This is a genomic window from Pseudomonas sp. CROZ-RG-20F-R04-15 (genome assembly GCF_022662375.1).
Classification (GTDB): Bacteria; Pseudomonadota; Gammaproteobacteria; order Pseudomonadales; family Pseudomonadaceae; genus Aquipseudomonas.
The window spans coordinates 36,245-60,536 of sequence record NZ_JAKNQL010000024.1 but is presented as its reverse complement, the minus strand read 5'-3'; the positions used below and the strand labels follow the sequence as shown (position 1 = coordinate 60,536).

The window sequence follows — 24,292 nt, the reverse complement described above, 5'->3', positions numbered from 1 at the left end:
ACTTGCCCGACGTTTAGCCTGAGCGTTCAGACAAGTTTCCGCGGACTTACCGGGTAAATAATTAAAACTGATGAATATCAGAAAGTTGCAAAGCGTTTGATACACCGCCCGATGCGCAAGCGGGGCCTCCGGCACGTTTATTGATGCCGCCGCTGACACCATGGCCGGTGCATGAAAGTTGTCAGTTCCTCCGGCCATCGTCCGGCTGCACCTGCGTGTGCAAGCCGCCTGATGAGCAAAAAAATAATCAGAAGAACAGTGGAGCGGCCATGCAACAGATCAGATCGCAAGTGACCGAGCGCGACGGCTTGTACGAGCTTGAAGCCGGCAGCGACGTCCTCGACAGTCCCCGTTACAACCACGATATGGCGCCGACCAAGGTGCGCGAACGAACCTGGAACAAATGGCACATCACCGCGCTGTGGGTCGGCATGTCGATCTGCGTGCCGACTTATACCCTCGGTGGCGTGCTCACGGCGTACTTCGGTTTGAGCGTTGGCGAAGCGCTGCTGGCGATTCTGTTCGCCAACATCATCGTGCTGATTCCGCTGACGCTTAACGCTTTCCCCGGCACCAAGTACGGCATCCCGTTTCCGGTGTTGCTGCGCTCGTCGTTCGGCATTCTCGGCTCCAACGTGCCGTGCCTGATTCGCGCACTGGTGGCGTGTGGCTGGTTCGGCATTCAGACGATGTTTGGCGGGCTGGCGATTCACCTGTTTCTGGGCTCGGTGTTCGACGGCTGGAAATCCCTCGGTGGCACGGGCGAGGTGATCGGTTTCATGGTGTTCTGGGCGCTGAACCTGTGGGTGGTGATTCGCGGTGCCGAGTCGATCAAATGGCTGGAAACCTTGTCCGCGCCTTTGCTGGTGGCGGTCGGCATCGGTCTGCTGGTCTGGGCGATGCCCAATGTGTCGATGAGCGAACTGATGGCGATCCCGGCCAAACGCCCGGAAGGCGCGAGCGTGTACGGTTATTTCGCCGCCGGCCTGACGGCGATGGTCGGCTTCTGGGCGACTCTATCGCTGAACATTCCTGACTTCAGCCGTTACGCCAAGAGCCAGAAAGATCAGATTCTCGGGCAGATCATCGGCCTGCCGCTGACCATGTTTTTGTTCGCCGCGCTGGGTGTGGTGATGACCGCCGCCTCGGTGAAACTGGTCGGTGTGACTGTCTCTGATCCGGTCACGCTGATTGGTCACATTCAAAGTCCGGTGTGGGTCGCGGTGGCGATGGCACTGATCATCATCGCCACGCTATCGACCAACACCGCCGCCAACATTGTCTCGCCGACCAATGATTTTCAGAACATCGCGCCGAAGGTGATCAACCGCACCAAAGCGGTGTTGCTGACCGGATTGGTCGGGCTGTTGCTGATGGGGCATGAACTGCTGAAAAAACTCGGCTGGATCGTTTCGGAGGTCAGTCTGGAAAGTGTCTATTCCAACTGGCTGCTGGGTTATTCGAGCCTGCTCGGACCGATCGCCGGGATCATGGTGGTGGACTATTTCCTGATCAAGAAACAGCAACTGGACCTCGCCGGGCTGTACCGCGACGACGTCTATCCGGCGTGGAACCGGGCCGGGTTTCTCGCGTTCGGGGTGCCGGTGGTGCTGACCTTGCTGTCGCTCGGCAGCGATGCGTTCAGCTGGTTCTACAGCTATGGCTGGTTCACCGGCTCGGCGCTGGGCGGGATTATTTATTACGGGTTGTGCGTGATGCGTGCGCAGCCCTCTGCCGTTAAGTCGGCGGTGTAACACATGATCGTTCCCACGCTCTGCGTGGGAATACAGCCCGGGACGCTCTGCGTCCCAACAGCGGACGCAGAGCGTCCATGGATAAGTTTCCACGCAGAGCGTGGGAACTATCGGTATCAGCACTGAGGAGATCCCCATGAACGCAGCCGTAGACGTTCTGCAATCAACCCATCAGCACATCAACCGCGATCGCCTGTGGGCGTCGCTCATGGAACTGGCCAAACTCGGCGCGACGGTCAAGGGCGGGGTCTGTCGCCTGGCCCTCACTGACCTCGACCGCCAGGCCCGCGACCTGTTCGTGCAATGGTGCAAGGACGCCGGATGCAGCGTCACGGTCGATGCCGTCGGCAACATCTTCGCTCGTCGCCCCGGGCGCAATCCGAACCTGCCACCGGTGATGACCGGCAGCCACATCGACACCCAACCCACCGGCGGCAAGTTCGACGGCTGCTTCGGCGTGCTCGCCGGCGTCGAAGTCCTGCGCACCCTCAACGACCTCAAAGTGGAAACCGAAGCACCGCTGGAAGTGGTGGTCTGGACCAACGAAGAAGGCTCGCGATTCGCTCCGTGCATGATGGGTTCCGGCGTGTTCGCGGAGAAATTCACCCTCGAAGAAACCCTCGCCAAAGTCGATGCCGACGGTGTGACCGTCGGTGAAGCGCTGAACGCCATCGGCTATGCCGGTCCGCGTAAAGTCAGCGGGCACAAGGTCGGCGCCTATTTCGAAGCGCACATCGAACAAGGCCCGATCCTTGAAGACGAGCAGAAAACCATCGGCGTGGTCCTCGGCGCTTTGGGGCAGAAGTGGTTCGACCTGAAACTGCGCGGCGTCGAAGCGCATGCCGGCCCGACACCGATGCACCTGCGCAAAGATGCACTGGTCGGCGCCTCGGTGATCGTCGGTGCGGTCAACCGCGCCGCCCTCGGCCACCAACCCCATGCCTGCGGCACCGTCGGCTGCCTGCAGGCCTATCCGGGCTCACGCAACGTCATCCCCGGCGAAGTGCGCATGACCCTCGATTTCCGTCATCTGGAACCGGCGCGCCTTGATTCGATGATCGCTGAGGTGAAGCAAGTCATCGACGCCACCTGCGAGGAACATGGCCTGAATTATGAACTGACCCCGACTGCCGACTTCCCGCCGTTGTACTTCGAAAAAGGCTGCGTGGAAGCGGTGCGCGGCGCGGCGAAAGGTCTGGGCCTGTCGCATATGGACATCGTCAGTGGCGCCGGGCATGACGCGATCTTCCTCGCCGAACTCGGCCCGGCCGGGATGATCTTTGTGCCGTGCGAAGGCGGCATCAGCCACAACGAAATCGAGAACGCCGCGCCGGATGATCTGGCCGCGGGATGTGCGGTGTTGTTGCGGGCGATGCTGGCGGCTTCGGCGATGGTCGCGGAAGGACAGCGGGCGGCTTGAAGATCAAAAGATCGCAGCCTTCGGCAACTCCTACAGGGAAACCATAAATCCTGTGTAGGAGCTGCCGGAGGCTGCGATCTTTTTACTGTCACCACAACGTCATGACTATGTGGCGGACCGCGATAGCCGTTGTATCGCCGTCAACGTTGCGCAAGGAATGGCTGAAACTGAAGCTTGTGCGACCAGTCACTGCGCACCAAACACCATCGTCCAGTAAACCCCTTCATCACTGCGCGCTTCACTGGCAAACCCGGCGCCGACCTGGGTGAACATCGGGTTCATCAGGTTGGCGCAGTGTCCGGGGCTGGCCAGCCATCCGGCCATGGCCTTGCCCGGCGAACTCTGCCCGGCGGCAATGTTTTCGCCGATCTGCCGACCGCGATAGCCGGCTGCACGGGCGCGATCGGCGGGCAGGTCGCCGTCCGGGTCGCGGTGGGCGAAGTAGTTGCCGTAAGCCATGGCTTTGCTGTGCCCCTGCGCGGCGGCGCCCAACGCGGCGTTCCAGCTCAACGGCCGGGCGGCGGCGAATCGCTGACGTCCGCACAGCCGAGGCCGGGCACGTGCAGCATTAACCTCGGCGAGCAAGGCTTTGCCGACGCTGCGGTTATCGCCAACGCGACTGTCGAGCACCGGTTGCGCCAAAACCACTTGCCACTCATTGCGCGACCGACTGACGCCGATGTCGGCGTAGCTCGCATCCAGCAGCGCGGCGCAGTGCTCGTCTTGCAGCAGCTCGAAAGCCTCTTCGGCGTCCTCGGCGCCGATCACGCGAATACTGCGCACCGCGACAGCGGAATAGCCGGACGACTTCAACGCTTCACGCATGCCGCCGGCGTTGCGATAACCGATCGGCAAGGCCAGGTTCGACTTCAGCGCCAACGGTGCCAGCCGTTGTGCCGGACGTCGATCGCAACGTTGTGGATGGGCGCGATAGTCGTTGATGGCGGCCACCAGTTGCCGCTCGGCACCGGCATGGGCGGTTTCCGCGAACAGCGGCGAAAGGATCAGCAGGCACAGCGAAACGAAGCGAGACGAACGAACGGCGTGGCGCATGAGGCGGGCAGCTCTGAAGGAGGACAACGCAAAAGTTGAGTGAGCCGCAGAAAGCGGCGCGAGTAGGACTGGGCTTTTTCGACTTGGTTCAGCGATTCAACACATTCCCCATCCACTGCAAATACTGCGCACGGTCGGAAATCGAGTTATGCCCCGAATCCGGCACCACTTTGAGCAGTGCCACGCCTTGCGGGAAATTCTCCAGCAAGCGCAGCGTGCTGGCGCGTGGAATCACCTCGTCGTCGCTGGCCGCGAGCAGCAGCGTCGGCACACGGATATGCGCGGCGTACTTGCCCGATTCAAAGCGATCCTTGAGCAACCACTTCACCGGCACCCACGGGTATTGCCGTGCTGCGATTTCTTCGAGGCTGTTGTAAGGCGTCACCAGAATCAGATTTTGCACTGGCCGTTGGCTGGCCAGACGCACGGCGACGCCCGATCCCAGGCTGCGGCCAATCAGCGAAACCTGCGGGTGACTGGCATACACCTGGTCGAACAGCGCCAGCGCATCCTCGGCAATCGCTTCCTCGGACGGTGAGCCACCGCTGCCACCAAAGCCGCGATAGTTGAGCAGATACACCGCGTATTCAGGAAACGCCTCGGCAAACTCCGGCAGATTGCGCGATACGTCCTCGGCATTGCCGCCGAAATAGATCAGCGCCCGCGGCCCGACGTGCTCGCGGGTGATCACTGAAACCCGCGCGTCCGGCATCGACAGGATCAGTTGTGAGTCGCTGCTGCTGACAGCATTGGGCTGCGGAAAATAGATCAGCGAGCGCTGAAAAAAGAACAGCGCCGCGCACAGCACCAGGTACACGGCAACGATCAATGCGACGAGTGACATCAGGGTTCGGGACATTCGGCTACTTTTAACGGTGTGTGAAGGATCGCTGTCGCAGTGTAGTTCAGCCCTGCAACCGGGCCGCTCGCCCACACAACATGCAACAGATCCACGCAGCAGGGGAACCAGCATGAGCCACACTGAGGGTTACTCCCGTCGCCGATTGCTCACGCTGGCTGCCGGGGTTTCGGCGGTCTTCACCCTTGATCGGGCGCTGGCCTCTGCCACGACACCCGCGACCACCGGAGGCCACGCCATGCAGACCCGCGCCATCCCGTCCAGCTCCGAATTGCTACCCATCGTGGGCTTGGGCACCTATCGCGGTTTCGATGTCGCCCCCGGTGATCCGGCCTATCGGCAATTGCCGGCGGTGCTCGATGAGCTGTTCAAAAAGGGCGGAACGCTGATCGACAGTTCACCGATGTATGGCCGGGCAGAGGAAACCACCGGTGAACTGTTGTCGATCCACGAACCGCGTTCGCCGGCGTTTCTGGCGACCAAAGTGTGGACGCGCGGACGCGAGGAGGGCATCGCGCAGATGGAGCAATCGTTCAGTCTGCTGCGCACCGAACGCATCGACCTGATGCAGATCCACAACCTGCTCGACTGGCAAACCCATCTGCCGATCTTGCGTGAATGGAAAGCCCAGGGACGGATCCGTTACATCGGCATCACCCATTACACGCCCTCGGCCTACGAAGAAGTCGAAGCGGTGCTGAAGGCCGAGCCACTGGATTTTCTGCAAATCAATTACGCCCTTGATGACCGAGGCGTGGAAAAACGTATCCTGCCGTTGTGTCGCGAGCGTGGTGTGGCGGTGATCTGTAATCGACCTTTTGGTGGCGGTGGTTTGCTCGCCCGACTCAAAGGCAAACCGTTGCCAGGCTGGGTTTCCGACGTGCAGGTCAACAGTTGGCCGCAACTGGCGCTGAAGTTTCTGCTCTCGCATTCGGCGGTGACGTGCGTGATTCCCGGTACAGGCAATCCGCACTACATGGCTGATAACGCAAAGGCCGGGTTCGGGCCGATGCTCACCGATGCGCAGCGGCATCAGTTGATTGCGTTGCTGGGTTAAACGATCGCTTAGACGGCGCTCAGCCGCGATAGCGCAACGCCTCCAGCAACAACGCAAACGCCGGCGCAGCCTGACGCCGGCTCGGGTAATACAGGTGATAACCGGAAAATGTAGGGCACCAATCCTCCAGCACTTGCCGCAAACGACCGTCGGCCAGATACGGCGCGACGATGTTTTCCGGGATGTAGCTCAGACCGAAACCGTCCAGCGCGGCGTCGAGCAGCGGGTAGACGCCGTTCAGGGTGATCTGCCCGGAGACCCGCACTTTCAGGCTTTCGCCATCCTTCTCGAATTCCCAGCTGTACAACCCACCATTAGTGGGCAGGCGCAGGTTGTTGCAGGCGTGATCGGTCAGATCGCGTGGCGTTTGCGGCGCGGTTCGTTTGGTGAAATAGGCGGGTGAGCCGACCACCGCCATGCGCATGTCGGGGCCGATGCGGGTGGCGATCATGCCTTGCGCGACGTCCTCGCCCAAACGTACGCCGGCGTCGAAACCTTGCCCGGCGATGTCGACGAAACCATAGTCGCAGCTCACCTCGACACTGATGTCCGGGTACTTCGGCAGAAAGTCCTTGAGCACCGGGCGCAGCAACCAGTCCAGCGAATGATCGGTAGCGTTGAGGCGGATCTTGCCCGCCGGGGTGTCGCGCAAGTTGCTCAGAGCGGCGAGTTCCACTTCGATTTCTTCGAAGCGTGGACCGATGGTTTGCAGCAGGTGCTCGCCGGCCTCGGTCGGCGAAACGCTGCGGGTAGTGCGAGTCAGCAGACGCAGGCCCAGACGGGCTTCGAGGGCGCGGATGGTATGGCTCAACGCCGATTGCGAAACACCCAGTTTGGCAGCAGCTTTGGTGAAACTGCGCTCGCGGGCGACGGCGAGGAAGGCGAGCAGGTCGGTGGCATTTTCACGCAGCATTGATGAGTGTCCTGCATAAGTTTTTTTGAATTCTAGACGATTATCGGAACAGTTCGGCTCGGTAAAGTACTGGCATTGATTATCTGGAGGAATTGCCATGAACCCGATTGCCGCTTCTGCGTTGACCCTTTCCCTGTTGGCGGGTGAGGTGCAGGCCAGTGAAATCCCACGTGTGACAGTCACACCGAATGGTTCGCAACCTTCGGCCAAAGGCCCAGCGGACTGGTTTATCGGCACGGTACGCGTCGATGCGCCGTTCAAAGGCACAGACGAGGCGCGGGTCAGTGGTGCTACGGTGACGTTTGAGCCGGGCGCGCGTACCGCGTGGCATACGCACCCGTTGGGGCAGACATTGATCGTCACGGCCGGTTCCGGGTTTGTGCAAGAGTGGGGGCAGCCGGTTCGTGAGATTCGTCCAGGCGATACGGTGTGGATTGCGCCGGGGGCCAAGCATTGGCATGGGGCGGCTGCGACCACGGCGATGACCCATATCGCTATTGCTGAAGTACTGGATGGCAAGGTTGCGGATTGGATGGAGCAGGTGAGTGATGAGCAGTATCCGCGATCCGAGTGAAGCGCTTCCCTCACCCCAGCCCTCTCCCGGAGGGAGAGGGGGCAGACCGAGGTGTCTGGCGTCACACATCGACCTGAAATGGCTGTGTCGATTATGGATTCACAGCAGGACGTTCAAGTCGGTGAAATTCTCCAGTTTCCCTCACCCCAGCCCTCTCCCGGAGGGAGAGGGGGCAGACCGAGGTGTCTGGCGTCATCCATCGACCTGAGAGACCGAGTCGATTATGGATTCACAGCCGATCCTTCAGGTCGATGAGACTATCCAATTTCCCTCACCCCAGCCCTCTCCCGGAGGGAGAGGGGGTCGACCGAGGTGTCTGGCGTCATACATCGACCTGAGAGACCGAGTGGATTATGGACTCATAGCAATGCGTCATACATCGACCTGAAATGGCTGTGTCGATTATGGATTCACAGCAGGACGTTCACGTCGGTGCAGCCCTCAAATATCCCCGGATCAGTCCCCTCTCCCTCTGGGAGAGGGCTAGGGTGAGGGGCTCTTTTCAGGTGTTCAGATCATCTCCGGCAGTGAAGAGAGGATTTTATCGAGGGTGATCGGATACTCGCGCACCCGCGCCCCCGTGGCGTTGTAGATCGCATTCGCCACCGCCGCACTGACCCCGCAAATCCCCAGCTCCCCGACACCCTTGGCCTTCATCGGCGAGGAAACCGGATCGGTCTCATCAAGGAAAATCACTTCCTGATGCGGTATGTCGGCATGCACCGGCACCTCATACCCGGCCAGATCATGATTGACGAAAAACCCAAGCTTTTTGTCCACCGCCAACTCTTCCATCAACGCCGCACCGACGCCCATGGTCATCGCACCGATCACCTGACTGCGCGCGGCTGTCGGGTTGAGAATCCGCCCGGCCGCGCACACCGCCAACATGCGCCGCACGCGCACTTCACCGGTGGCAGCGTCGACGGCGACTTCGACAAAATGCGCGCCGAAGGTCGACTGCTGATACTGCTCGGCCAGGTCGGCAAATTCGATGCTGTCCTCAGCCACCACAACGCCGTCCTGCGAAGCGTTGCGCATCGGCACGCTCTTGTCGCCGAGCCGCACCTGACCGTCGACAAACTCCGCCTGATCCGCCGCCATGCCCAGTTTGCCAGCCACCGCCTCACGCAGTTTCATGCACGCGGCATACACCCCGGCGGTCGAGCAGTTGGCGCCGAATTGCCCACCGGAGCCTGCCGACACCGGAAAGCTCGAATCACCCAGATGCACCGTGACATCCTTCAAACCGACGCCCATCATCTCGGCCGCCGTCTGCGCAATGATCGTGTAGCTGCCGGTGCCGATATCGGTCATGTCGGTTTCCACCGTGACCTTGCCATCGCGCTCCAGCCGCACCCGCGCGCCCGACTTGACCAGCAGGTTGTTGCGGATCGCCGCCGCGACCCCCATGCCAATCAGCCAGCGACCTTCGCGACGTGTACCCGGCTGCGCATTGCGCTGGCTCCAGCCGAACTTGTCGGCGCCGGTCTGAAGGCACTCGATCAGACGCCGCTGCGAAAACGGCCGTTCGGTTTTTACTGGATCGACCTGCGTGTCGTTGAGAATCCGGAACTGGACCGGATCAAGCTTGAGCTGTTCGGCCATTTCGTCCATGGCAACTTCCAGCACCATCAGCCCCGGGGTTTCACCGGGTGCGCGCATGGCGTTGCCTTCGGGCAGATCCAACGGCGCGAGGCGCATGCTCACCCGACGATTTTCAGCGGCGTACAACAACTGACTCGGCTGCGCCGCAACCTCGACTTTGCCTTCCGCCAGATTGCCCGACCAGCCTTCGTGAGCGATCGCGGTGAGTTTGCCGTCCGCCGTCGCGCCCATGCGAATGCGCTGAATCGTCGCCGGGCGGTGAGTGGTGTTGTTGGCGATCTGCGGGCGGGCGAGGGCGACTTTCACCGGCCTGCCGGCCATCCGTGCACCGAGGGCGGCAAGGATCGCATCGGCGCGCACGAACAGTTTGCCGCCGAAGCCGCCGCCAATGTACGGCGAAATCAGCCGGACTTTTTCTTTCGGCAAACCAAGCGTTGTGGCGATGTCACCGACGCTCCAGGCAATCATCTGATTGGAGGTCCACAGGGTCAGCTGATCGCCTTTCCAAGCCGCCAGTGTCGCGTGCGGTTCCATCATCGCGTGGGACTGATCCGGGGTGGTGTAAGTCTGATCGAACTGCACCGGCGCGGCGGCGAACGCCTTGTCGAAATCACCGTGGCTGACGTCGGGCAGTTCCTCTTTCGGTTCGACGCCTTTGTCGCGCACGCTGGCCAGATCGAACTCGCCCTTGGCCGCGACGTAATCAACTTTGACCATCTGCGCAGCCGCACGGGCCTGCTCGAACGTCTCGGCAACCACCAGCGCGACGGCCTGGTGGTAGTGCTGAATCTCCGGCCCGGCCAATAAATGGGCGGCGTTGTATTTGCCCTTGCCGAGTTTGCCGGCGTTGGCGGCGGTGACGATGGCCAGTACACCGGGCGCGGCTTTCGCTGCTTCGAGATCGATATTGTTGATGCGACCCTTGGCGATGGCCGAGCCGACCATAAAGCCGTAAGCCTGATTGGCCACCGCCTCATGCTGCTCATAGGCGTAAGGCGCCTGACCGCTGGTTTTCAGTGGGCCTTCGATGCGTTCGGTGGGTTGGCCGATGACTTTCAATTGGTCGATCGGATTGGTGGTGGCGGGCGTGTCGAATTTCATGCTTTTTCCCTCGCTTGCGCCAACACCGAGCCGAGTGTGCGCTCGACCAGCGTCAGTTTGAATTGGTTGTCGTGGGTCGGCGTGGCGCCGTCGAGCAGGCGTTCGCTGACGGCTTTGGCGCCCTTGGGCAGCAGCGCTTCGGCGGCTTCGACCCGCCATGGTTTCGGTGCAATACCGCCGACGGCGATGCGGCCGCTGCCGTCCTTTTGCAGAATCAGACCGACCGATACCAACGCAAATGCGTAAGAGGAGCGATCACGCACCTTGTGATAGATGTGGGTGCCGCCGAGCGGTGCGGGCAGTGTCACTGAAGTGATGAATTCGCCGGGGGTGAGGCTGGTTTCGATGTTCGGCGTGGTGCCGGGCAACTGATGGAAATCGGCCATGGCGATGCTGCGGGTCGTGCCGTCGGGTTTCACCGTTTCAATCTGCGCATCGAGGGCACGCATGGCAATCGCCATGTCGCTCGGGTGGGTGGCGATGCACGCGTCGCTGACGCCGATAATCCCCAATTGCCGACTGACTCCGCCAATCGCTGCACAACCGCTGCCGGGTTGGCGTTTGCTGCACGCCTGATTCGTGTCGTAGAAGTACGGGCAGCGCGTGCGTTGCAGTAGGTTGCCAGCGGTGCTCGCCATGTTGCGCAACTGTCCGGAAGCCCCGGCGAGCAAGGCGCGGGAGAGCAGGGCGTAGTCTTTTCTGATGCGCGCGTCGGCGGCCAGGTCGGTGTTGCGCACCAGCGCGCCGATGCGCAAGCCGCCGTCGGGCGTGGCTTCGATCTGATCCAGGCCGAGGTGGTTGACGTCGATCAAATGCAGCGGGGTTTCGATGTCGAGTTTCATCAGGTCGAGCAGGTTGGTGCCGCCGGCAATGAATCGCGCACCTTCGACTTGCGCAGCTTGTGCGGCGGCTGCGGCGGGGGAGTCGGCACGGCTGTAATTGAACGTTCTCATGCCGGCACCTCCGCGACTTCAGTGATGGCTTCGATGATGTTCGAGTAGGCGCCGCAGCGGCAGATATTGCCGCTCATGCGTTCCTGAAATTCGCTGGCGATCAACTGCGGCGCTTCGGTGAGGCTTTCACTGACGTGGCTGGGAATACCGTCGCGGATTTCCTTGATCACCGCCACCGCCGAACAGATCTGCCCCGGTGTGCAATAACCGCACTGATAGCCGTCGTGCTTGATGAACGCGGCTTGCATCGGGTGCAGCTTGTCAGGCATGCCGAGGCCTTCAATGGTGGTGACTTCGCTGCCTTCGTGCATCACCGCCAACGTCAGGCAGGAATTGATTCGCCGGCCATCGACGATCACCGTGCAGGCGCCGCACTGGCCGTGGTCGCAGCCTTTTTTAGTGCCGGTCAGTTGCAGGTGTTCGCGCAGGCCATCGAGCAGGGTGGTACGGGTGTCGACATCCAGCGCACGCGGCTGGCCGTTGACGTTGATCGTCACTTTGTTCATGGCCGGTTGCTCCAGAGTGGCCGCATAGGCCTTGAGGCTGATAAACGGTGGCATCGCGAAAGCGGTGGCGGTCACGGCGCCGAGGATCAGAAATCTGCGTCGGGAAATCGTCATGGTTCGATTCCTTTTCTCTCTTCATCAGGGCAGCGGGGGTGCGAATGGCCCAAACGGGCAGCCAGCGTGATCGCCGGTCTCGTTAAGGAGTGACTGCCGGAAAGAGGAAAAGGTTTTTGCGGATTTTCGCTATAGAGTTATGCGCACAGTTCATCAATGGTGTGAGCAACACAAACCATTGTGGGAGCGAGCCTGCTCGCGAAGAGGCCGGCACAGCCAACATCTTCATTGGCAGACCGGACGCCTTCGCGAGCAGGCTCGCTCCCACATTGGATGTGTGTCTGGCCGCCCTAATGCCCGCCCACCACCATCGAGGTAAACGGCGCCACATACGCCTGCAACGTCACCAGCCCGCCGACCAGAATCGCCAGCACAATCGAGTGGAAGAACACGTAGCGCAGAATCTCGCCCTCATGCCCGTACCAGCGTGTCGCCGTGGAGGCGACCACAATCGATTGTGCATCGACCATTTTGCCCATCACCCCACCGGAACTGTTCGCCGCTGCCATCAGGATCGGACTGATGCCGAGCTGTTCCGAGGTGACCCGCTGCAAACCACCAAACAACACGTTCGACGCGGTATCCGAACCGGTCAACGCGACACCCAGCCAACCGAGCAACGTACCGAACATCGGATAGAAAATCCCCGTCGCCGCAAATGCCAGACCCATGGTCGCGTCGAGCCCCGAGTAGCGCGTGAGAAACCCCAGCGCCAACATCGCGGCAATGGTGATCAGCGAAAACCGCACCACCCACAACGTGCGCAGGTATTGCTTGATCAGTTGCGGAATCGAGTAGCCCATCAGCAGACCACCGACAATCGCCGCCAGCAAAATCCCGCTGCCAGTGGCGGTGAACCAGGTGAATTTGTACACCGCTTCCTCGGCTTTCGGCGCGGCCACCACGGGCGGGACTTTTTCGATCTGTAGGTGCAGGGTGGTGAAGGTCACCGCCGGCGCGAAGATCGGATTAGCTTCATTCAGCGGTTTGCCTGTGGGGTCGAGTTTGGCCGAGTGTGTGACCGGATCGATCGCCGGGCGCACATCAAAAATGTTCTTGAAGCCCTGCGTGCCCCAGGCAAACACGAACACGGTGAGGATGATCCACGGCATCCACGCACGCATGACTGCCGGGCGCGCCTGATCGCTGAACGCGGCGCTGGCGGTGACTTTTTCTTCTTCGACTTTGGAATTGTCGACCCGCCCTGACAGCGCGGCAGAAGTGTGAATGGTCGCCGGTTTCCACACTTTCAAAAACAGCGTCAGACAGGCCATGGAAATCAGCGCGGCGATCACGTCCACCAGCATCGGCCCGTGGTAGTTCGACACCAGAAACTGCGGCACAGCGAAGCTCACCCCGGCCACCAGAATCGCCGGCCAGATCTCGAGCATCTTGCGCCACCCGGCAAACGCCCAGATTAGCCAGAACGGCACCAGCACCGAGAAGAACGGCAACTGTCGACCGACCATCATCGACAGCTCCATTTCATCCAGCCCGGTGACTTTAGCCAGGGTGATGATCGGCGTACCGAGTGCGCCGAATGCGACTGGCGCGGTGTTGGCAATCAGCGCCAGACCCGACGCGGCCAGCGGCGAAAAACCGAGACCGATCAGAATCGCCCCGGTCACCGCCACCGGCGTACCGAACCCCGCCGCGCCTTCGAAAAATGCACCAAAGCAGAAGGCGATCAGCAGCAACTGCAGACGTCGGTCATCGGTGATGCGTGCGAGAGAATCCTGCAGCACTTTGAACGAGCCGTTCTCGGTGGTCAGGCGATGCAGAAAGATGATGTTGAGGACGATCCAGCCGATCGGCAACAAACCATTCGCTGCACCAAACAACGCGGCGGAACCCGCCATATTCGCCGGCATGCCAAAGGCAAAGATCGAGATCAGTAGCGCCGATGCCAGCGCCAGCAACGCCGCGAGATGCGCCTTGACGTGAAAGAACGCCAGTGCCGCAAGCATCACCACCACTGGCACGGCGGCCATGAGCGTGGAGATCACCGGGTTGCCGAACGGGTCGTAGATTTGCTGCCAGACCATGGTCCACCTCTGCTTGTTGTTATTGAGGGCGCAGATCCATTGCGTGGGGCTTGGTTGCAAGGAGTATAGGTGGCATTTCGCCGCCGTTCGGACAGCGCGAACAGGGCGACAAACGGTCGATAGTGGCCACTGAATCAACACGGTTTTGCCCGGTCGTATCTGCGGCTGCGCGCACCGCGTCCTGAAGGCGAGGGCAGCGTGGCCGATTCCGTCGTCAAGACCTTGGTTTTAGGGAAGTGTTGAATGAAGCGCGCAACAACGATGCTGCTGACCGTGACCGCCGCCGTGATGCTCGGTGGCTGTGTCGCGGACTTTGATGATGACCACCGCCACGGCCGGCATTACGACCGCGACCATGGTCGCAATTACGACCATGACCGGCGCTGGGATGACCGCGACGACCGCCGTGACGGGCGTCGTTACTACCGTGATCGGGATGATGATTGATTGAATCTGCAGCCCAGGGACGGGCTAATGTTGATTTGCTACGGGGATGGACGCAGTGATGGCAATTTAGTAGCATTCGCGCCTTTTTAATGCCTCGTCAAGGAAGATCATGTCCTTTGCTTCTCCGCTACGCCTCGCGATGACACTGGCGGGCACGGTACTGTCCTGCACGTTGCTGTCGGGTTGCAGTATCACCGGCACTTACCCGGATGCAACCGATCCAGACGCCGCCAAAGTGCGGTTTGTCGCTAATACCGATAACGCCACGATGAACTATTTTGACGCGCAGCACTGCGATGGGCTGACCACCGGCATCCTCAACAATCTGCTTCTTCGCGACAGCAATCGGCGCGTGGGGATGATCGTTGCGCCGCCGGAAGAGGCTCGTGGTTATCTTGAGTTCAAGCTCAAACCGGAGCAGGAAGCGTATCTGAACGTCAATACACAGGTCGGCTACGCGGTTTGCGGTTCAAGCTTTTCCTTTACCCCCAAGCGTGGCAATGAATACGAAGTCACCCTTGATGTCACCAAGTCCCAGTGCATCACATCGTTGCGTCATCTGGAGCGCATCGGCGGTAAGGATGTGCGCACGGTCATCCCGTTGAATCACAACCCACCGGCAGCGTGTGTGGGGCTTAGTCCGCTCTTTCCAAAGCCGCTGGAATCGCTGCCGGACACGCCGGAGCGCACGATGATGATCGACCGCATTGTCGATGCGAGTCTCTATGTGGCGATGAAGTCTGATCCTCAGAAGCCGACGTCGGCGAGTGTTAACGCGGATAAAATCGATGCATTGGTCCGCGAGCGCAAGGCCAAAATAGGCTTTGACATGCCGGATGAGTATTGGACGCTTTACCGCCAGAACATGCTTGAATTCGACAATGAAACCGACGCTGTTGCCAGCGAGGCGATGACCCGTTCCAGCGCCGAGTACCGCAAGCGCTTGCGCACTGTCGACGACAAGCGCTTGAAGGAATGGTCCACCCTCGACGGTACCTCCGGTAAACGCGGCAATACCGCGCCGACCGAAATGGAGACCGCCATGATTCAGTTCTATTTGCAGTCGTCCAAGGATGCCATGCGCGAAGCCGTCCGGCGCCATTTCGATCGTTTGGCCGAAATGGATGCGCAGTACAACGTCTGCTCGCGTTTCGCCGAGTGCTGGAAGCCCTGAGCGCCGCCGTCCTGATGTGAAAAAGCCCACTGCGCGGAAATGGCCAGTGGGCTTTTTTGTGCGTGTTGCAATTAAAAGTGAGCGCTCGCCCGGACGCCGGATCGCGCAGGCACGGAGGCCTCGATGTCCAGCAAATGGGTGGCGAGAATGTCGCTCAGAAAACGGAACTGATCGTTGAGGCCGACCACTTCATTGCTGAAATGATTAGTCGCGGCGGGCATCAGCAGATCTTCGAAATCTTCGTTGAACACCAGTGCCTGCGCTTTGTGCGACACGACGTGCTGGTCGTAATAGTTGCTGCCGAACACCGGGAAACTCACGGAGAGTGTGACGTGGGTGTGAATCATGCTGTGAACTCCTCGTTGTGTTTCGGATGAGCCAATCGTGCCTTTGATGAGCAGTGGGCGGAAGGCAATCGTGGCGATGGTGAATATCGATGGCAGTGATGGTTCGGGTTTTTGGGGTGTTGCAGATGGCCCCTTCGCGAGCAGGCTCGCTCCCACTTTGAAACGCATTCCCCTGTGGGAGCGAGCCTGCTCGCGAAGAGGCCAGTCCAGCCAAAACCGGACAAGCGGCCTTGCACCCACACCTATACTCAAATCTGCTTCCGCCCTTTAAAAGGAAATCTCAACCGTGAACCCGCGTGCGCTGCTTGTCGCCGCACTCTTGTTGCTGGCCGGCTGCGCCACTTCGGCGCGGGCTCCGGTGTCAGCGCCGCAAGCCGTGTTTGTCTCACCGGCCACGTGGCAGCAGATCGACCGGGAAATTGTCAGCGCTTCGCAGCAGTCCACCGAGCAAGTCAAAGTCTTTGCCCGTGGCTCGATGGAACATTGGCGCACTCGCGTCTATCAGCAAACTGAAGAAAATTTCATCCCGTGGTTCAGCAGCTACTGGACCCAGGAATGGCTGTCGATGAAGGTCAGTTGGTACACGATCAATGCCGGCGGCGAGCAGGACGCCTCGGCCAAGCGGCTGGCGGCGTATCTGCTTGAGCAATATCAGGAAAGGGTGCTGGCGCCAGTGGCGGTGGAAATCGATCCGGATGCGATCCTCGGCCAGGCGACGGCGTTCTACGCGCAACTGATGGCGCAGCAGATGCCGCTCATCGCCCAACGCCATGGTGTGCCCGTTGGTCAGCTCAACGCACGCTTGCAGAAAGTCCCGGCCATTGCGCTTGGCCCGCCACCGGCGCGCGATGCTTCGCTGTTTCAGGTCATCAGTACCGAGCCGTTGAACACCTTGCCGGCCTATGCCGCGCTGATCGACAAGATCCACACCGATGGTGGCGCCAAGGGTATTGCCTCGACCGATGCCGGCATGGCGCCGGTGGCCAAGCGCGCCAGCCAACGCATGGAAGCGGAAATGGCCCCGCGCGGTGCAGCCAGTGCGGTGGCCGCTGCTGCCGGGAAACTTGCCGGTGGCTTGATCTCGGTCGGTGTGGCGGGGATTCGCGCGATCATCCAGGCCAATGACCGGCCCGACAGTGAAGCGTTGATCCGCAGCAGCCTGGGCAGCACCTTCGACAAGGCCTGGCTGAAACTGGTGCAAAACCCGACAACCGGGGTGATGGCCGGCACGCTGCACATGGCCGCACAGGTCGAGCGCAATCTGGGTGCGGGCAATGAACCGTCGGTCGGGTTGGGCGCGAATCGTGTCGAATGGCAACCGCCGCAATCGACCAATCAGCAGATAGAACCCAACGTGCAAGGAGAGTGATCATGGCTTACATCGATATTTTCGTAGCACCGGTGCCGACTGCCAATCTTGAGCAGTACAAAAAGCACTGCGCAATCGCGGCGAAATTGTTCAAGGAATACGGTGCACAGGATGTGATTCAGTGCTGGGGTGATGACGTGCCGGATGGCAAGGTCACCTCATTTCCGATGGCGGTAAAACTCAAGGAAGGCGAAACGGTTTCGGCTGGCTGGCTGATCTGGCCCGACAAAGCCACCCGTGATGCCGGCATGGCAAAAATGATGGACGACCCGCGCATGCAACCGGACGTCAACCCGATGGGGTTTGATGGCCAGCGGATGATCTTTGGTGGCTTTAAAAATATCCTCGAACCTTGAGCCCCAGCCAATTGCGGAATGGGCAAAATTCATGCTTCACCACAAAACCCTGTGGGAGCGAGCCTGCTCGCGAATGCAGTGTGTCAGTCAACTAAAAGGTCACTGATACGCCGCTTTCGCGAGCAGGCTCGCTCCCACAGGGTTAGTGCTCACTGGCTGTGTTCATTCGGCTGTGGGGGTGATGCGGCAACTTTTGCGGTTGCGAATCTGCTCGTCCGTCGGGCGCTCACGGACGAATTCGAAACGCGGCTCACCCTCGCTGTAATGCACCAGCCAGCCCCATTCCAGTTCCTTCTCATCCTGCCCGGGATTTGGCGGGCGGGCCCACCAGGGTTCTTTGCTGAGGATCTCGCGCATGGCGGCCTCCGGTTTGATGGCAATCCTTGAACTATAGCTGCCTGTCGCGAGTCGTCAGATCAGGCTGTGTAGAATCCGGCGGATCACGATGAACAGGGGAGCAGGGCCATGACCGATGAAACAAAGCGACTGTTTTTCGCCCTCGATTGCCCGTCTGCGCAGCGCAAGGCGATTGCTCAATGGCGAGGGGAGTTGGGTTTGCGCACCGGTAAGCCGGTGCCTGCGGACAACTTTCATCTGACGTTGCTGTTCCTTGGCGCGGTGCCATTGGCCCAGATCAATGAAGTCTGCGAGGCGGCCGGGCAAGTGCGGACGCCGGGTGAGGTATTGAAAATTTCGCTGGATCGCTTGCAGGTCTGGCATCGCGCCGGGGTGTTGTCGCTGGCGCCGGAGCAGGCGCCGCAGGCGTTGCTGCGACTGGTTTATGCGCTGGAGCAGGCGATGTTGCCGTTTGGCTTTGAAGAGGCGCCACGCGAGTTTCGCCCGCACCTGACGCTGGCCCGTGAGTACCGTGCGCCGGAGCCGGAATCCGCTACGCCGCCGGAGTTCTTTCTGCGCGCTGAACGCTTCTCCTTGTTCGAATCACACAAGGGGCGCTATCGGGTTCTGCAAGACTGGCCACTGATCTGACGGCACAAAAAAAGGCGCCCGAGGGCGCCTGAGAATTCACCTGAGCCGAGGGAGCCAGGTGAGGCCGTTCATAGCAGGGTGCAGCGGTGGTAAGGCGCTGCGTGAACGGGAAATTTTCAGCACTGCATTGCATTACTGTGGGAGCGAGCCTGCTCGCGAAGGCGTCGGCTCATTCAACATCTGCATAGCCTGACCTACCGCTTTCGCGAGCAGGCTCGCTCCCACATTTGGATTTGCGCTTGTCCTATTTACCGAGTTTCACCCGGGTCCAGCCTCGGGTCATGATTCGCTGCGTGGCAATCGGCTGATCCGGCACCGCATACAGTGTCGCCATCACCGCTTGCGACGGGTACGAACCCGGGTCGTTGCGGATCGCTTCGTCCACCAATGGCGTGGCCGCCGCGTTGGCGTTGCTGTAGCCGTTGCTGTTGGTGATCTCGGCAATAATGTCCGGACGCATCAGAAAGTCCATGAACAGGTAGGCGTTCTCGACGTTCGCCGCATCGCGCGGGATCGCGACCATGTCGTAGAAGCTGCCGGCGCCTTCCTTGGGAATGCTGTAATCGATCACCACGTTGTTGCCCGATTCCACCGCGCGGGCCTTGGCCTGCAGCACGTCACCGGAGTATCCGACCGCCACGCAAATATTGCCGTTGGCCAGATCGGAGATGTACTTCGAGGAATGGAAATACGCCACGTTCGGGCGGATCTTCATGAACAGCGCCTCGGCTTCCTTGATGTGCGCGGTGTCCCTGTCGTTCACCGGGTAACCCAGATAGTGCAGGGCGGCCGGGATCATTTCCGTCGGCGAATCGAGGAAACTGATGCCGCAGGCTTTGAGCTTTTCAGCGTTTTCCGGCTTGAACAGCAAGTCCCAGGAGTTGGTCGGGGCGTTGGCGCCGAGCACTTCCTTGACCTTGGCCGGGTTGAAACCGATGCCGATCGAGCCCCACATGTACGGGAACGCGTGGGCGTTGTCCGGATCACTGGCGGCGGCGTTTTTCAGCAGCACCGGGTTGAGATTCTTCCAGTTCGGCAGCTTCGATTTGTCCAGCGTCTGATAGACGCCAGCCTTGATCTGCTTGGCCAGGAAACTGTTCGACGGCACGACCAGGTCGTAACCGGATTTGCCCGCCAGCAAGCGCGCCTCAAGGGTCTCGTTGCTGTCGAAGACGTCGTAGGTCACGCGGATGCCGGTCTCGTCTTCGAACTTCTTGACGGTGTCCGGCGCGATGTAATCGGACCAGTTGTAAACACGCAGCACCTTGTCGTTGGCCTGGGCGCCCATGACCATTGCGCCCATTAAGGACAGTGTCAGCAGAGTCCTGCCAAACATTTTCATCGGTACAACTCCATTCTTTTTATTCACGTTACGCAAAGCTCCCTCACCCTAACCCTCTCCCAGAGGGAGAGGGGACTGACCGAGGGGCTGTCTACATGTTTGTAGGAGCTGCGGCACACTGCGATCTTTTGATCTGCAAAAACAACGTCAAAAGATCGCAGCGTGCCGCAGCTCCTACCGGTCAAGCGGTGGCGGCTTGTTGCGGTTGCTGCCACGACTCATTTGCGGTCTGATCCATCGCTTCCTGAATCGCTCGTTTGCGGTTGGCTTCTGCCTTGCGGCCGAAGTACCAGACCAGGAAGGTCACCAGCGACACCGCCAGCAGAATCAGGCTGGCCACGGCGTTGATTTCAGGTTTCACACCCAGACGCACCGCCGAGAACACTTCCATCGGCAACGTGGTCGAACCCGGCCCGGAGACGAAGCTGGCCAACACCAGGTCATCCAGCGACAAGGCGAACGACATCATCCCGCCCGCCGCCAGCGACGGCGCGATCATTGGAATGGTGATCAGGAAAAACACCTTGAACGGCTTCGCCCCGAGATCCATCGCCGCTTCTTCGATCGACAAATCCAGCTCACGAAGGCGGGCGGAGACTACCACCGCCACATAGGCTGCACAAAACGTGGTGTGGGCGATCCAGATCGTGACGATGCCACGCTCCTGCGGCCAGCCGATCAACTGCGCCATGGCCACGAACAGCAGCAACAGCGACAGGCCGGTGATCACCTCAGGCATCACCAGCGGCGCGGTGACCAGACCGCCAAACAGCGTGCGACCCTTGAAGCGCGTCACTCGAGTCAGCACGAAAGCGGCGAGGGTGCCCAGTGCGACGGCGGCAATCGCGGTGTAGCAGGCGATTTCCAGCGAGCGCACCACTGAGCCCATCAGTTGCGTGTTGTCGAGCAGGCCGACGTACCACTTCACCGACCAGCCGCCCCACACCGTCACCAGTTTGGATGCATTGAACGAGTAGATCACCAGAATCAGCATCGGCAGATAAATGAACATCAGACCGAAGATCAGCATGAACTTGGAAAAACCGAAGCGTTTCATCCCCGTGCCTCCATCTCTTTGGCCTGGCTGCGGTTGAACAGCAGAATCGGCACAATCAGGATCAACAGCATCACCACCGCCAGCGCAGACGCCACCGGCCAGTCGCGGTTATTGAAGAACTCTTGCCACAGCACGCGACCGATCATCAGCGTCTCCGGGCCACCCAACAGTTCTGGAATCACGAACTCGCCAACCACCGGAATGAACACCAGCATGCAGCCGGCAATAATGCCGTTCTTGGCCAGCGGCACGGTGATTTTCCAGAAGTTGTTGAAGTTGCTCGAACCCAGATCCTGCGCGGCTTCCAGCAGGCTGCCATCGTGCTTGACGAGGTTGGCGTACAGCGGCAGCACCATGAACGGCAGGTAGGCGTAAACCACACCGATATACACGGCGGTGTTGGTGTTGAGGATCTCGATCGGGTGATCGGTCAGTCCCGTCCACATCAGAAACGCATTGAGCAAACCGTTGTTGCTGAGGATGCCCATCCACGCGTAAACGCGGATCAGGATCGCGGTCCAGGTTGGCATCATGATCAACAGCAGCAGGACGTTTTGCGTTTCCTTGCCGGTCTTGGTGATCGCGTAGGCCATCGGGAAACCGATCAGCAGGCACATCATCGTGCTCAGCGCCGCGACCTTCAGCGAACCGAGGTACGCCGACAGGTACAGCTCGTCTTCGCCGAGCATGGTGTAGTTGCCGATGTTGAGCATCAGCTGGAATTTCTGTTCGGCGTAGGTGTAGATCTCCGAGTACGGCGGGATCGACAGCGCGGCTTCCGAGAAGCTGATCTTCATCACCAGGAAAAACGGCAGCATGAAGAACAGGAACAGCCAGATGAACGGAATACCGATCACCAGTTTTCGCCCGCTGGGCACCAGGCGCAGGAATTGCTGATTGAAGGTTCTCATGAGCGCAGTACCACGCCGCTGTCGTCTTCCCACCACACGTAGACCTTGTCGTCCCAGGTCGGACGCGCGCCACGGCGTTCGGCGTTGGCCATGAACGACTGGACGATTTTGCCGCCGGGCAATTCGACGTAGAACACCGAGTGACCGCCGAGGTAGGCGATGTCATGCACCTTGCCTTCGGACCAGTTGTAGCGGAACTCCGGCTTGGTCGTGCTGACGAGCATTTTTTCCGGACGGATTGCGTAGGTGACCGACTTGTCCTGCACCGAAGTGCTGACGCCGTGGCCGACGTAGATCTTCTGTTGCAGGTCCGGGCTGTGGATGATCGCGTGACCTTCAAGGTCTTCCACCACGGTGCCGTCGAAGGCATTCACGTTGCCGATGAATTCGCAGACCATGCGGCTGACCGGCGCTTCATAGATGTCGACCGGGCTGCCGATTTGGGCGATCCAGCCGAGGTGCATGATCGCGATGCGCTCGGCCATGGTCATGGCCTCTTCCTGGTCGTGGGTCACCATCACGCATGTCACGCCGACGCGTTCGATGATCTGCACCAGTTCCAGTTGCATCTGCGAACGCAGCTTTTTATCCAGCGCACCCATCGGCTCGTCGAGCAGCAACAGCTTCGGACGCTTGGCCAGCGAACGGGCGAGGGCGACGCGCTGACGCTGACCGCCGGACAACTGATGCGGACGGCGTTTGGCGTATTGGGTCATGTGCACCAGGCGCAGCATTTCATCGACACGGGCGTCGATTTCGCTGGCGGGCAAACGGTCCTGCTTCAAGCCGAAGGCAATGTTCTGCGCGACGGTCATGTGTGGGAACAGCGCATAGGACTGGAACATCATGTTGATCGGCCGCTCGTACGGCGGCATGTCGGTGATGTCCACGCCGTCGAGCAGAATCCGCCCTTCAGTCGGGCGCTCGAAACCGGCGAGCATGCGCAGCAGGGTCGATTTGCCCGAACCGGAGCCACCGAGCAGGGCGAAGATTTCGCCCTGATGGATCTCCAGGGACACATCGTCCACTGCCACGGTTTCGTCGAACTTCTTGGTGACACGGTCGACTTTCACCAGAACCTTTTTCGGTTGCTGATGACCTTCAAGTGCCTTCCTGTAAGTGCTGGAGGCGTTTGCCATGTGAAACTCCCAACAGGTTTCGTTCGCCTGGCCAATGTGGCCGGGCTTAAGTGGATTGCAAGCCTGCAGGTGCATTCCCGGTCGGATCACATCCCCCTGTGGGAGCGAGCTTGCTCGCGAATACGTCGTGTCAGTCGACGTCGTTGTTGCCTGACACTCCGCTTTCGCGAGCAAGCTCGCTCCCACAGGGTTTTGCATTGATCTGAAGGTCTTGCTCCTGCCGTCCGGCTTGGTCGGCGCCGCCGTCCTGGCTGCCTGGGTCGTACTTGTTGTTATTACGGGTGTTGCTATTCACGGATGACGGATGTGCGCAGGCACACCCGACGTCCGTGGGGGCAGTAAATCGTTGTAATCTTCGGGGTGTGTCAGCGCTGGTTGCGCCGCGCCGCCCGTTGTCGGCAAGCCGCGCCGAATGCCTGGAAAATCTTCAGGTAGTTCGGGTTGTCGAGCACTTGCCATTCCGGGTGCCATTGCACGCCGAGGGCGAAGGTCGGGCTGTGCTCGACCGAAACCGCCTCGATCAGACCGTCCGGCGCCACCGCTTCGGCGCGCAGGCCGGGGGCGAGGCGGTCTATGCCCTGGCTGTGAATCGAGTTCACCTGAAACTCGCTCGGCAGTTCCAGCGCCTCGAACACGCCGCCAGCGAGCACGGTCACCGCATGCGCCGGTGCATATTGCACGGCCACATCCGGGCTATCGGCTTCGCGGTGATCGAGCATGCCCGGCAGCTCATGCACCTTCTGATGCAGGCTGCCGCCGAACGCCACGTTCATTTCCTGGAAACCACGGCAAATGCCGAGCACCGGAACGCCCGCCGCGATGGCTGCACGCAATAGAGGAAGGGTGGTGGCATCCCGCGCCGGATCATGATCCGTGCCGGGAGCGCTGGCCGGGCCTTGATAGTGGAAAGGTTCCACGTTCGAGGGCGAGCCGGTCAGCAGCAGACCATCGAGTTGACCGAGCAGGTCTTCGATTTCAGTCAGGTTGCCAAGGGAAGGAATGACCACTGGCAACCCTTCAGCGCCAACGCTGACAGCACGTAAGTACTTGTCGCCGCTGATGTGATAGGGGTGCAGGCCAATCTGTTTGACGCACGCAGTAACGCCGATCAATGGCTTGAATGCCATTTTTATTCACCTCGAAGTTTGACACTTGAACGAGCTTTTCCGGAGCTTAGCCTCGTTGATTTTAATTAACAACTGCCAT

The 24,292-nt window shown here is 60.3% G+C and carries 23 protein-coding genes; 9 read left to right on the top strand and 14 right to left on the bottom strand.

All coding sequences use genetic code 11. The annotated features are described in order from the left end of the window. The first annotated feature begins 269 nt into the window (after positions 1–269). Complete coding sequence (locus L8H52_RS25285) at positions 270–1,754, top strand: NCS1 family nucleobase:cation symporter-1 (RefSeq protein ID WP_242209253.1); 1,485 nt, start codon at positions 270–272, stop codon at positions 1,752–1,754. 136 nt (positions 1,755–1,890) lie between these two features. After that, positions 1,891–3,174 (top strand): Zn-dependent hydrolase, encoded by a 1,284-nt coding sequence (locus L8H52_RS25280; RefSeq protein WP_242209252.1) that lies wholly within the window; start codon positions 1,891–1,893, stop codon positions 3,172–3,174. A 186-nt stretch (positions 3,175–3,360) separates the two neighbouring features. Here the strand turns inward: L8H52_RS25280 and L8H52_RS25275 are convergent, their stop codons facing one another. Both L8H52_RS25275 and L8H52_RS25270 read right to left on the bottom strand, forming a co-directional pair. Next, a complete protein-coding gene (locus L8H52_RS25275; RefSeq protein WP_242209251.1) occupies positions 3,361–4,227 on the bottom strand; it encodes a CAP domain-containing protein in 867 nt (288 codons plus the stop codon). Positions 4,228–4,315: 88 nt separating this feature from the next. Beyond that, positions 4,316–5,086 carry an alpha/beta fold hydrolase gene (locus tag L8H52_RS25270; protein WP_242209250.1) on the bottom strand — a complete coding sequence of 257 codons (771 nt, stop codon included), beginning with the start codon at positions 5,084–5,086 and terminating at the stop codon, positions 4,316–4,318. A gap of 112 nt (positions 5,087–5,198) precedes the next feature. Here L8H52_RS25270 and L8H52_RS25265 point away from each other — a divergent pair, with 112 nt between their 5' ends. Further along, a complete protein-coding gene (locus tag L8H52_RS25265) occupies positions 5,199–6,143 on the top strand; it encodes an aldo/keto reductase (protein WP_242209249.1) in 945 nt (314 codons plus the stop codon). A 19-nt stretch (positions 6,144–6,162) separates the two neighbouring features. Here the strand turns inward: L8H52_RS25265 and L8H52_RS25260 are convergent, their stop codons facing one another. After that, positions 6,163–7,056: a LysR family transcriptional regulator gene (locus L8H52_RS25260; RefSeq protein WP_242209248.1), complete on the bottom strand. Its 894-nt coding sequence runs from the start codon at positions 7,054–7,056 to the stop codon at positions 6,163–6,165. A 97-nt stretch (positions 7,057–7,153) separates the two neighbouring features. Between L8H52_RS25260 and L8H52_RS25255 the strand changes: the two genes are divergently transcribed. Further along, complete coding sequence (locus L8H52_RS25255) at positions 7,154–7,630, top strand: cupin domain-containing protein (RefSeq protein ID WP_242209247.1); 477 nt, start codon at positions 7,154–7,156, stop codon at positions 7,628–7,630. 510 nt (positions 7,631–8,140) lie between these two features. Here L8H52_RS25255 and paoC read toward each other — a convergent pair. The 4 genes from paoC to L8H52_RS25235 all read right to left on the bottom strand — a co-directional run bounded on the left by paoC (position 8,141) and on the right by L8H52_RS25235 (position 13,957). Further along, positions 8,141–10,339 carry an aldehyde oxidoreductase molybdenum-binding subunit PaoC gene (paoC, locus tag L8H52_RS25250; protein WP_242209246.1) on the bottom strand — a complete coding sequence of 733 codons (2,199 nt, stop codon included), beginning with the start codon at positions 10,337–10,339 and terminating at the stop codon, positions 8,141–8,143. Next, positions 10,336–11,292 carry a xanthine dehydrogenase family protein subunit M gene (locus L8H52_RS25245; protein ID WP_242209245.1) on the bottom strand — a complete coding sequence of 319 codons (957 nt, stop codon included), beginning with the start codon at positions 11,290–11,292 and terminating at the stop codon, positions 10,336–10,338. The genes paoC and L8H52_RS25245 overlap by 4 nt, the downstream gene beginning before the upstream one ends. Then, entirely contained in the window at positions 11,289–11,912 is a 624-nt protein-coding gene (gene paoA / locus L8H52_RS25240; RefSeq protein WP_242209244.1) for an aldehyde dehydrogenase iron-sulfur subunit PaoA, read from the bottom strand. The genes L8H52_RS25245 and paoA overlap by 4 nt, the downstream gene beginning before the upstream one ends. Before the next feature lie 290 nt (positions 11,913–12,202). Then, entirely contained in the window at positions 12,203–13,957 is a 1,755-nt protein-coding gene (locus L8H52_RS25235; RefSeq protein ID WP_242209243.1) for an L-lactate permease, read from the bottom strand. Between the two features lie 243 nt (positions 13,958–14,200). Between L8H52_RS25235 and L8H52_RS25230 the strand changes: the two genes are divergently transcribed. Together L8H52_RS25230 and L8H52_RS25225 are read left to right on the top strand one after the other, a co-directional pair. Then, positions 14,201–14,404 (top strand): hypothetical protein, encoded by a 204-nt coding sequence (locus L8H52_RS25230; protein ID WP_064120858.1) that lies wholly within the window; start codon positions 14,201–14,203, stop codon positions 14,402–14,404. Between the two features lie 109 nt (positions 14,405–14,513). After that, a complete protein-coding gene (locus L8H52_RS25225) occupies positions 14,514–15,578 on the top strand; it encodes a hypothetical protein (protein ID WP_242209242.1) in 1,065 nt (354 codons plus the stop codon). A gap of 71 nt (positions 15,579–15,649) precedes the next feature. Here the strand turns inward: L8H52_RS25225 and L8H52_RS25220 are convergent, their stop codons facing one another. Next, positions 15,650–15,925, bottom strand: coding sequence for a hypothetical protein (locus L8H52_RS25220; protein WP_242209241.1), 276 nt, complete (start codon positions 15,923–15,925; stop codon positions 15,650–15,652). A 286-nt stretch (positions 15,926–16,211) separates the two neighbouring features. Between L8H52_RS25220 and L8H52_RS25215 the strand changes: the two genes are divergently transcribed. Beyond that, positions 16,212–17,294 carry a hypothetical protein gene (locus L8H52_RS25215; protein WP_242209240.1) on the top strand — a complete coding sequence of 361 codons (1,083 nt, stop codon included), beginning with the start codon at positions 16,212–16,214 and terminating at the stop codon, positions 17,292–17,294. 2 nt (positions 17,295–17,296) lie between these two features. Then, positions 17,297–17,650 (top strand): DUF1428 domain-containing protein, encoded by a 354-nt coding sequence (locus L8H52_RS25210; RefSeq protein WP_242209239.1) that lies wholly within the window; start codon positions 17,297–17,299, stop codon positions 17,648–17,650. Positions 17,651–17,812: 162 nt separating this feature from the next. On the opposite strand, the gene L8H52_RS25205 is transcribed toward L8H52_RS25210, so the two are convergent. Further along, positions 17,813–18,007 (bottom strand): hypothetical protein, encoded by a 195-nt coding sequence (locus L8H52_RS25205; protein ID WP_242209238.1) that lies wholly within the window; start codon positions 18,005–18,007, stop codon positions 17,813–17,815. Between the two features lie 108 nt (positions 18,008–18,115). Here L8H52_RS25205 and thpR point away from each other — a divergent pair, with 108 nt between their 5' ends. Continuing rightward, the gene (gene thpR, locus L8H52_RS25200) at positions 18,116–18,637 is read left to right on the top strand and encodes an RNA 2',3'-cyclic phosphodiesterase (protein WP_242209237.1); all 522 of its coding nucleotides are present in this window, start codon (positions 18,116–18,118) and stop codon (positions 18,635–18,637) included. Between the two features lie 244 nt (positions 18,638–18,881). On the opposite strand, the gene L8H52_RS25195 is transcribed toward thpR, so the two are convergent. From L8H52_RS25195 to L8H52_RS25175, 5 genes are all read right to left on the bottom strand, one after another. After that, a complete protein-coding gene (locus L8H52_RS25195; RefSeq protein ID WP_123594281.1) occupies positions 18,882–19,979 on the bottom strand; it encodes a polyamine ABC transporter substrate-binding protein in 1,098 nt (365 codons plus the stop codon). Positions 19,980–20,160: 181 nt separating this feature from the next. Further along, positions 20,161–21,036, bottom strand: coding sequence for an ABC transporter permease subunit (locus L8H52_RS25190; RefSeq protein ID WP_034155531.1), 876 nt, complete (start codon positions 21,034–21,036; stop codon positions 20,161–20,163). After that, positions 21,033–21,947 carry an ABC transporter permease subunit gene (locus L8H52_RS25185; protein ID WP_034155532.1) on the bottom strand — a complete coding sequence of 305 codons (915 nt, stop codon included), beginning with the start codon at positions 21,945–21,947 and terminating at the stop codon, positions 21,033–21,035. The genes L8H52_RS25190 and L8H52_RS25185 overlap by 4 nt, the downstream gene beginning before the upstream one ends. Beyond that, positions 21,944–23,086, bottom strand: a complete 1,143-nt coding sequence (gene potA / locus L8H52_RS25180; protein WP_077572275.1) for a polyamine ABC transporter ATP-binding protein — start codon at positions 23,084–23,086, stop codon at positions 21,944–21,946. The genes L8H52_RS25185 and potA overlap by 4 nt, the downstream gene beginning before the upstream one ends. Before the next feature lie 365 nt (positions 23,087–23,451). Next, positions 23,452–24,213 (bottom strand): gamma-glutamyl-gamma-aminobutyrate hydrolase family protein, encoded by a 762-nt coding sequence (locus tag L8H52_RS25175; RefSeq protein ID WP_242209236.1) that lies wholly within the window; start codon positions 24,211–24,213, stop codon positions 23,452–23,454. Positions 24,214–24,292: the final 79 nt, after the last annotated feature.